We start from the raw sequence: 8,232 nt of genomic DNA on the forward strand, positions 1-8,232 counted from the left end.
CTCGATCGTCACTCCAGGCTCGCGATGCCTGGCGACGCGCACGACGTCGTCACGAAACTCGGTGGGATAGGGCTTGGGCACAGCAACATCCTTCCAGGCCCACCCTCCCGGGCAAGCCAGATCAGATATCACCTACTCGTGCAGCAGTCCCGACCCCGACCTGATCCTGGTGATGACCAAGGGCATCGAATCCGCTGGCGGCATCGACGGGCTCCTCGCCGACAAGCCCGCCGTCGCCGTCACCACCGCGGGACAGAATCGCCGGTTCGTGGATATGGACGACGGCACCATCCTGTCTTTCGGCCCCCGCTCCGCCGATGTTCTCGACGCTCTCGCTCGCGCGATCTATGCGCCCGACAGCACGGCCGGGGACGGTTCGTGACGGCGGAACAGACCGCGCAGGCCCCTGCCCTTGACCCCAGCAATGGCAGCGGCCGGCGCGCCCTTCTCTACGCGATCTTGACCGTGCTTCTGGTCGTCGGCGTGCTGCTGTCGGCCGGGCTCGGGCAGCTCGCCATCGGTCCCGCCCAGGTGATCGGATCGGTGCTGCGCGCGATCGGCATCGACAACGCCTGGGCGCCGGACGAGCTGCTGCTGGAGCAGACGCTGTGGCAGATCCGATTTCCACGCGTGATGATCTCCCTGCTCGTCGGCGCGCTGCTGGCCGTGGCCGGTGCGGTGATGCAGGCGATCTTCGGCAACCCGCTCGCCGAGCCCGGCGTCGTCGGCGTCTCCTCCGGCGCCGCGCTGGGGGCCGCCGGGGCGATCACCCTGGGCCTGACGGTGTTCGGGCCTTGGTCGACGGCGGTGTTCGCGTTCGCCGGAGGGCTCACCGCGACCCTGATCGTGTACTCCAGCGCCCGCGCGAAGGGCCGCACCGAGGTCGTCACGCTGCTGCTGACCGGCATCGCCGTGAACGCGTTCGCTGGGGCCGGTCTGGCGCTGTTCATGTTCGCGGGGAACACCGCCAGCCGGGAGCAGATCATCTTCTGGCAGCTCGGCTCGATGAACGGCTCCCGCTGGAACGAAGTCCTCATCGTCGCCGTGGTCGGCGCCATCGCCACCGCCGCCGCGATCCGGCTCGGCCCCCGCTATGACCTGCTCGCCCTCGGTGACCGCACCGCCGCCCACCTGGGCGTGAAGGTCGAACGGCTCCGGATCTTCTCCGACGTGATCGTCGCGCTGCTCACCGGGGTCGCGGTCGCGTTCGTCGGGATCATCGCGTTCGTGGGACTGGTCATCCCGCACCTGATCCGCATGATCCTCGGCCCCTCCCACCGCACCCTGATCGTCGCGTCCCTGCTCGGCGGAGCCGTGCTGATGGTGTACGCCGACCTGCTCGCGCGCACCGTGGTGCCGGCCGCGGATCTGCCGATCGGACTGCTGACCTCGCTGGTGGGCGGGCCTTTCTTCTTCTGGCTGATCCGCCGCAATCGCCGCAGGGCGGGAGGCTGGGCATGACCGTCATCGCCTACCGCCTCGATCGCGTCGGCTACAGTGCCGGCGCTGTCCGCATCCTCGAGGACGTCACCCTCGACATCGGCTACGGGCGGGTGCTGGGCCTGGTCGGCCCCAACGGGGCCGGTAAATCGACCCTGTTGAGCATCCTCACCGGCGACGCCGCCCCGACCACCGGTACGGTCACCCTCGACGATCGGCCGCTGGGCGGATGGGATCCGGTGGCGCTGTCGCGGGCGCGTTCCGTGCTGCTGCAGGCCAACCAGGTTGCGTTCTCCTTCACCGCAGGTCAGGTGATCGAGATGGGGCGAGCCCCCTGGATCGGCACCGACCGTTCGGATGACGACGACCGGGCCATCGCCGATGCGATCAGCGAGGCCGACGTCGCGACCCTTGCCGGACGCGCGTTCCCGACTCTCTCCGGCGGGGAGAAGGCGCGCGTGTCGCTGGCGCGGGTGCTCGCACAGGACACCCCGGTGATGCTGTGGGACGAACCCACCGCCGCTCTGGACCTGCGCCACCAGGAAGACGTGCTCACCATCGCCCGCCGCCTCGCCGCCCAGGGGCGCGCGGTCGTCGTGGTGCTGCACGACCTCTCCCTGGCCGCCGCGTACGCGGACGACATCGCGATCATCCACCACGGCCGCCTCGTTGCCACCGGCGCACCCGAGGACGTGCTCACCGCCGGACGCATCGACGAGGTCTACGACACCCCGGTGCGCGTCATCCCCGACCCCGGCACCGGCAAACCCCTCGTCATCCCGATCCGAGCATGACCGGCAACCGCGCATCCGACGCCCCCACCGGGCGCCGCGATCGGCAGCCCGCCCTGCTCGTCGTGGCGCTCGTCACGGCCGCTGTGCTGCTGGTGACGGGAGGTGTCATCTGGTACGTGGCCTCGGCGAACGCCGACAGCGGCGTGCAGGCATCCGATCAGGCCGACCAGGGGGCACCCGTCACGGCCGAGGCGACGCCGTCGCCTGCCGCGACCACCGCGGCTCCCGCTGCCGCATGGGTTCCCGCGGGGATCGTGCTGCTGACCGACCCCGCGTGGGTGCTGCGGGTGTCCGAGGCATCCGGCATCCCCACCCGCGCCCTGTCCGCCTACGCCGGAGCCGACCTGTGGGTGCGCGAGCACGAGGGCTGCGCGGTCGGGTGGAACACCCTCGCCGGAATCGGGTTCGTCGAATCCGAGCACGGCACGCTCCACGGCGGCGCCATCGACCCGGACGGCGTTGCGCGACCGGAGATCATCGGGATACTTCTGGACGGCACGAGCTCGGCGGCGATCCCCGACACCGACAACGGCAGCCTCGATGGCGATGCCGCCTGGGATCGGGCGGTCGGGCCGATGCAGTTCATCCCCGGCACCTGGGAGATCTGGGGCACGGACGCCAACGACGACGGCATCGCCGACATCCACAACATCGACGATGCTGCGCTCACCGCCGCCCGCTACCTCTGCCACGCCTACGGCACCCTCGATGGTTCCGCCTCATGGATCGGCGCGATCCGCTCCTACAACGACAGCGCCGACTATCAGGACCGCGTTGCCGACGCCGCTGCCCACTACGCGAGCCTGAACTGACCCACACCCCTGCAAGGAGCCTCATGCCCCGTATCACTCTCATCGTCGGCGCTCTGCTCGTCGTCCTCGGCATCCGCTCCTTCATCCAGGCGCGCCGCTGGAAGCAGGAGGAGATCGCCGAGAGCTGAGCGACGCCGCCCGCGCACGCACCGCTCGTCGTCAGCAGGACACTCAGCCCGCCCAGTCCACGAGGATCAGCCCTTCCCTGGTGTCGGCGAGCTTCACCCACCCGTCGCCGAACAGATAGGTCATGCCGTAGCCGTCCTCGTCGACGCCGAGGGAGAAGCGGGGGTCCTCGGTGAGATAGACCCCGTCGGGGCCGTCCTCGCGCAACCAGCCCGAGGCGAGCAGCGAGGACTGCGCGGCACCAGCATCCGCGGCGGAGATCGGCGCCCATCCGTACATCTGACCGTGATCGGTGGCGACCGAGTAGTCGGCCCAGAAGCACAGTATGCCCTCCGGCAGGGCGACGTCGCCGATCACGAAGTCCTTGCGCCGCGGGGTCCACCCGGCCTCCGTGAGCGCCGCGACGGTGCCCTCGGTCACGATGGACTCGCAGGTCGGCGCTGCGGGTGCGGCCTCATCCGGTTCCTCGGTCGGCGGCGCGGCGCTCACCGGGGGAGGGGTCGAGGGCGAGGATGCAGGGCGAGGGAGAGCCGCCGGTTCGCCGGCGCATCCGACCAGGGATGCCGCCGCGAGAACGGCGGCGAACGCGGCTGCCGGGACGCGGGGGATCATCTCTCGCCGTGCAGGTGCGCTGTCAGTCGTGCAGCAGGCCGAGGAACGCTTCGTGGAGGATGCCATTACTGGCGAGTGTCGAGCGGTCGGAGATCGTCTCAACGCCCTCGAACGAGGTCATGCGGCCACCGGCTTCGCGCACGATCGGCACGGCCGCGGCGATGTCGTACTCCTTGACGTCGAACTCGGCGACCATGTCGAGGTGGCCCTCGGCGAGCATCATGTAGGAGAAGACGTCGCCGTACGCGCGGTCGCGCCAGACGCGCTCCGCAAGGGCGAGGAGTTCTGCGGTGCGGCCGGCGGCCGCCCACTGCGCGATGCTCTGGAAGCTCACGCTCGCATCGTCCAGGGAGGCGACCTGCGACACGTGCAGACGGCGGGGTCCGGCATCCGTCGCGGTCCAGGCGCCGTCGCCGGCCGACGCCCACCAGCGCCGCCCGAGGGCGGGCATGCTCACCACGCCCACCTGCGGCACGCCGTCGATCGCGAGTGCGATCATCGTGCCCCACAGCGGCACGCCGCGCAGGTAGTTGGCCGTGCCGTCGATGGGATCGATGATCCACTGGCGGTGGGTGTCGCCCTGCGCGCCGAACTCCTCGCCGAAGACGCCGTCGGCGGGACGCTCCGCTTCGATGATCGCCCTGATGGCGCGCTCCGTGGCGAGATCCGCATCGGTGACGTGGGAGTTGTCAGCCTTGGTGGAGATCTGGAGATCGGCGCTGTCGAAGCGCGGGAGGGACTCGGCATCCGCGGCGTCGGCCAGACGCAGGGCGAGGGCGAGATCGTTGGCGAGAGCAGTGGCGTGGGGGGAGACGGTCACGACTCCAGGATAGTGGGGAGCCCCCGGCATCCCCTGGCGGCGGAACTGCCTGCGTGACACGCGCGAACGCCCCGTCGGAGCCGGCTCGATTTCGCATGCGCGCCATCGGCTGGTAATGTAATTCCTCGGCCGGGGTACGCTTCCCGGGCCACGCACCTCTAGCTCAATCGGCAGAGCAACTGACTCTTAATCAGTGGGTTCAGGGTTCAAGTCCCTGGGGGTGCACGGACAAGCCCCGGTAGATCTCGCCATCTTACCGGGGCTTTTCTGCATCGCCCCTGCGGGGTTATCCGGCGGTTATGGGTTATCGGCCAAAACGATGCTCGCGGTGAGGCGCCCCTTCCTCTACCGTGGAAGGGTCGAGCGGGCGTGGCGGTGTCACGGCGCCAACAGCACGGACACGGCATCGCGGTCGCTCGGCGTAGACAACGCCGACGGAGGGGGAACGATGACCGACGACGCCGAGAAGCTCTATGGGCTCGGAGATGAGCTGAATCGCGAGGCGAGGCTCTTGGCCGATGCCAGCCGGGGGGTGGGCCCCCAGACCGCGGAGGATCCCAGCGGCACGATCCGGGTCACGCGCGGGGAGGACGGTACGCCGTCCTTCGCCATCAATGAGGGCTGGAGGAGCTCCTACCGTCCGAGCGAGCTGGCAGCCGCGGTCATCCAGACCCTGGCGCGACTCGCCGACGTCGAGACCGAGGTCTGGTCCGAGCGGCTGGAGGAAGGCCTGGGGGAGAACCGGGGCTCGATCCCGACGCCGCCGGTCAGCGGCTCCGCCGCCGCCAGGCTCCAGGCCGCACTGGAGGCGGAGCCCGACCGTGGGGCCGCACTGACACGGACCCTCGAGAACGTGCTGAGCATGCTCGACGACATGACGGCCAACATCGACGAGACCTTCAAAGTCGCAGTGCAGCGGGGTAACACGACCTACTCATCGGCGTCCCTGGCGAGGAACGTCGTCGTCGAGGTCACCGTCGGCGGAGATCTCATCGACGTGTCGTTCTCCGAGAGCTGGCTGTCGCGCAGCAGCGGCGCGCAGATCACCCGAGAGTTGAACGAGGCGATCGCGGATGCTCGCGGCTCGGCCGCTGCGGTGCTCGGTCAGAAGCCGTTCGAGGGCACGCCGCTGGCGAAGTACCAGCGCTTCCTCGACGATCCCGACAGCTTCATCGACGAGATCCGCGGAAGGGGCTGATCATGCATCCAGAACTTCGGGCGCAATTCGAGGCGCTCGCCAACGACGCCGGGATCTGGGACGAGGCCGGAGACGTCCTGTCCACGGCATCAGGAGACATCGGCGCGATCAGCATCCATCGAGGTGCGTTCTCGTTCGCCGGTCAGGACGTCGCCGACCGCTATCAGGAGCTGCACACCGTGGTCGTGGACCTCCTCAGGAACGGTGCGGCGAACGTGCGCGCGGGGGCCGACACCCTGATCGCGATCCGGGATGACTTCATGCGTCTCGAAGACATCACCCATTCCGAGTACTACGCGATGTGGCAGCCGGTCGTCTGACGGCGGGCGCGAACCAACCGGAGGAGAACGACAATGAACCCCGCGCAGCAGATCATCGAGCTGTTGAGGAAGATCCAGCAGAAGATCGAAGAGATCCTGCGACTCGTCAACAAAGTGCTCTCGCTCATCCCCGCCATCCTCAGTTGGGTGGCCGACCGTCTTCGCGAGGAGTGGGACAAGCTGATGGTGAAGCTCGGCGAGATCTGGGACTGGATCGTCGACAAGCTGAGCTACGTCGGCGATCCCGCCCTGCTCAACAGCTCGTCGGCGACGTGGGCCGAGGTCGGGGGCCGTGTCGCCCGCATCAACGACACGATCACCGACCAGGCGCTCACGACCGAGGACGAGTGGTCGGGCCGCGGCAAGGACCAGTACGTGCAGTCGCTCGAGCCGCAGCGTCGGGCGAACACATCGATCCTGTCCGATTACGCGGAGCGGATCTCGTCCGCGCTCAGCACGATGGCCACTGGCATCATCGCGTTCTGGGCAGCGGTCGTCGTGGCGCTGCTCACCCTCATCGGCACGATTGTGGTGACGATCGTCACCGCGAAGGCCGCGGCGGCTGCGACGGCGGCCACACTGGGAGCAGCCGCGCCGTCGATGGTCGTGCCCATCGTGACCATCGTTGTCGGAGCGGTCGTCTGTCTGGGCTCGCTCGCCGCGGGATGGTGGGTATTGAGCGGTCAGGCCGATTCCGCGAAGGCGACGCTGGCGTTGACATCGAGCGGGATCACCGCCTGGCCGAAGATCGCGACGTCATGACCGTGAACGGCTCGGCGTCGTCTGGTCGGCCCGGCCTTCTCGGCGGGCTGCTGGTCCTGTTCGCCGCCGGTCTCGTCGCGTTGGCGGCGTTCGGATTCGGACGTGTGCCTCTCGACGGCCCTCTCTTCGGCGCGGGGCTGCTGTCGGCCGCCCTGGCGCTGCTCACGCTGGTGCTGGCGGTTCCAGCCCTCCAACTCGCCGGGGGACGAGGGAACCCCGTGATGCTGAAGGGCCTTGCGACGGCGTTCACCCTCTTCGTGCTCGTGCTGGGGATCAGCGGCGCGGTGATGACCTTCGTCCTGGCCGTCGTCTTCGCGAGCCCCTGGGGCATGGGGATGAGCGGTGCGCTGCTGCTGATCGTCGTGCTCGTCGCCGCGATCGGCTGGCGCACGCGGCGCATCGCCGCAGAACGCATCGACAACCCCGTTACTTTCTTCGTAGCCCGGATGGAGGGATCCTGATGGGTGACGGCCTGCCGGGCTCGGCATGATTGCTGCCCCCTGTCCTTGATGATCTGGGGGGTGTTGTCACCGAGCCTGGTTGGCGGTGCGTGATCGCTGATAGGGGCTGGACCCGAGTGTTGCTCGAGGCCGTTCGTAACGTGGATGCCGAGACACACCGCCTGCGGACGCCGTCACGAGCGAAGCGGAGGACAGCGTGGTCAGCAACATCGACAGATACGACGACGTCGACGTGTTCATCGGCCTCGACGTCGGCAAAGGCGAGCACCACGCCGTCGCCCTGGATCGGTCCGGGAAGCGCCTGCTCGACAGGGCGCTCCCCAACGACGAGAGCAAGCTGCGCGCGGTGCTGGCGCAGCTGCAACAGCAGGGCCTGGTCCTGCTCGTGGTCGATCAGCCCGCGACGATCGGCGCGCTCCCGGTGGCCGTCGCGCAAGCAGCTGGTGCGGTCGTCGGCTATCTGCCGGGGCTCGCGATGCGGCGCATCGCGGATCTGCACCCGGGTGAGGCGAAAACCGACGCGCGGGACGCGGCGATCATCGCCGAGACGGCGCGCACGATGCCCCACACACTCCGGTCGATCCAGGTCGCCGACAAGCAGGTCGCGGAACTGTCGATGCTCTGTGGTTTCGACGACGACCTTGCCGGACAGATCACCCAAGTCAGCAACCGCATCCGCGGGCTGCTGACGCAGATCCACCCCGCGTTGGAACGGGTGATCGGGCCACGGCTCGACCACCCTGCGATGCTCGACCTGCTGCGGGACTGTACGGTTTTCGGTGTAACTCCGATTCAGGAGTGACATATGAGTACGCAAGCAGTTTCGACCGTCGAGGCGGCGGTCGCCCCGCAGGAGCAAGACGTGGCAGGAACAGTGGCTGTGGCCC

At 68.8% G+C, this 8,232-nt stretch carries 9 protein-coding genes, 1 tRNA gene and 2 pseudogenes; 10 read left to right on the top strand and 2 right to left on the bottom strand.

Annotated elements, in window-relative coordinates:
* Positions 1–151: 151 nt before the first annotated feature.
* From QM568_RS02235 to QM568_RS02250, 4 genes and pseudogenes are all read left to right on the top strand, one after another.
* Positions 152–382, top strand: a pseudogene (locus QM568_RS02235) (hemin receptor); the annotation flags it as partial.
* Positions 379–1,461 (top strand): FecCD family ABC transporter permease, encoded by a 1,083-nt coding sequence (locus QM568_RS02240; RefSeq protein ID WP_415135384.1) that lies wholly within the window; start codon positions 379–381, stop codon positions 1,459–1,461. The pseudogene QM568_RS02235 and the gene QM568_RS02240, both read left to right, overlap by 4 nt.
* Positions 1,458–2,234, top strand: coding sequence for a heme ABC transporter ATP-binding protein (locus QM568_RS02245; RefSeq protein ID WP_415135386.1), 777 nt, complete (start codon positions 1,458–1,460; stop codon positions 2,232–2,234). The genes QM568_RS02240 and QM568_RS02245 overlap by 4 nt, the downstream gene beginning before the upstream one ends.
* Positions 2,231–3,046: a lytic murein transglycosylase gene (locus QM568_RS02250; RefSeq protein ID WP_415135388.1), complete on the top strand. Its 816-nt coding sequence runs from the start codon at positions 2,231–2,233 to the stop codon at positions 3,044–3,046. The genes QM568_RS02245 and QM568_RS02250 overlap by 4 nt, the downstream gene beginning before the upstream one ends.
* 171 nt (positions 3,047–3,217) lie before the next feature.
* On the opposite strand, the gene QM568_RS02255 is transcribed toward QM568_RS02250, so the two are convergent.
* Both QM568_RS02255 and QM568_RS02260 read right to left on the bottom strand, forming a co-directional pair.
* Positions 3,218–3,784: a hypothetical protein gene (locus QM568_RS02255; RefSeq protein WP_415135390.1), complete on the bottom strand. Its 567-nt coding sequence runs from the start codon at positions 3,782–3,784 to the stop codon at positions 3,218–3,220.
* A gap of 22 nt (positions 3,785–3,806) precedes the next feature.
* Positions 3,807–4,634 (bottom strand): inositol monophosphatase family protein, encoded by an 828-nt coding sequence (locus tag QM568_RS02260; RefSeq protein WP_415135400.1) that lies wholly within the window; start codon positions 4,632–4,634, stop codon positions 3,807–3,809.
* Positions 4,635–4,756: 122 nt separating this feature from the next.
* Between QM568_RS02260 and QM568_RS02265 the strand changes: the two genes are divergently transcribed.
* The 6 genes and pseudogenes from QM568_RS02265 to QM568_RS02290 all read left to right on the top strand — a co-directional run.
* Positions 4,757–4,829 (top strand) — tRNA-Lys (locus QM568_RS02265).
* 223 nt (positions 4,830–5,052) lie between these two features.
* Positions 5,053–5,802, top strand: a complete 750-nt coding sequence (locus QM568_RS02270) for a hypothetical protein (protein ID WP_415135392.1) — start codon at positions 5,053–5,055, stop codon at positions 5,800–5,802.
* A gap of 2 nt (positions 5,803–5,804) precedes the next feature.
* Entirely contained in the window at positions 5,805–6,122 is a 318-nt protein-coding gene (locus QM568_RS02275) for a hypothetical protein (protein WP_415135394.1), read from the top strand.
* A 33-nt stretch (positions 6,123–6,155) separates the two neighbouring features.
* The gene (locus tag QM568_RS02280; RefSeq protein ID WP_415135396.1) at positions 6,156–6,884 is read left to right on the top strand and encodes a hypothetical protein; all 729 of its coding nucleotides are present in this window, start codon (positions 6,156–6,158) and stop codon (positions 6,882–6,884) included.
* The gene (locus QM568_RS02285) at positions 6,881–7,345 is read left to right on the top strand and encodes a hypothetical protein (RefSeq protein ID WP_415135398.1); all 465 of its coding nucleotides are present in this window, start codon (positions 6,881–6,883) and stop codon (positions 7,343–7,345) included. The genes QM568_RS02280 and QM568_RS02285 overlap by 4 nt, the downstream gene beginning before the upstream one ends.
* Before the next feature lie 208 nt (positions 7,346–7,553).
* Positions 7,554–8,108 (top strand): annotated as a pseudogene (locus QM568_RS02290) (IS110 family transposase); the annotation flags it as partial.
* Positions 8,109–8,232 lie beyond the last annotated feature (124 nt).

Origin of the sequence: Microbacterium sp. (genome assembly GCF_047607465.1) — a bacterium.
In the GTDB taxonomy this organism is placed as follows: domain Bacteria; phylum Actinomycetota; class Actinomycetes; order Actinomycetales; family Microbacteriaceae; genus Microbacterium.

What these genes read in the sequence shown, in the direction of transcription:
- QM568_RS02245 (WP_415135386.1), top strand. Translation starts at nt 1,458, where the DNA reads ATGACCGTCATCGCCTACCGCCTCGATCGCGTCGGCTACAGTGCCGGC.
- QM568_RS02250 (WP_415135388.1), top strand. Translation starts at nt 2,231, where the DNA reads ATGACCGGCAACCGCGCATCCGACGCCCCCACCGGGCGCCGCGATCGG.
- QM568_RS02255 (WP_415135390.1), bottom strand. Translation starts at nt 3,784, where the DNA reads ATGATCCCCCGCGTCCCGGCAGCCGCGTTCGCCGCCGTTCTCGCGGCG.
- QM568_RS02260 (WP_415135400.1), bottom strand. Translation starts at nt 4,634, where the DNA reads ATGCCGGGGGCTCCCCACTATCCTGGAGTCGTGACCGTCTCCCCCCAC.
- QM568_RS02270 (WP_415135392.1), top strand. Translation starts at nt 5,053, where the DNA reads ATGACCGACGACGCCGAGAAGCTCTATGGGCTCGGAGATGAGCTGAAT.
- QM568_RS02275 (WP_415135394.1), top strand. Translation starts at nt 5,805, where the DNA reads ATGCATCCAGAACTTCGGGCGCAATTCGAGGCGCTCGCCAACGACGCC.
- QM568_RS02280 (WP_415135396.1), top strand. Translation starts at nt 6,156, where the DNA reads ATGAACCCCGCGCAGCAGATCATCGAGCTGTTGAGGAAGATCCAGCAG.
- QM568_RS02285 (WP_415135398.1), top strand. Translation starts at nt 6,881, where the DNA reads ATGACCGTGAACGGCTCGGCGTCGTCTGGTCGGCCCGGCCTTCTCGGC.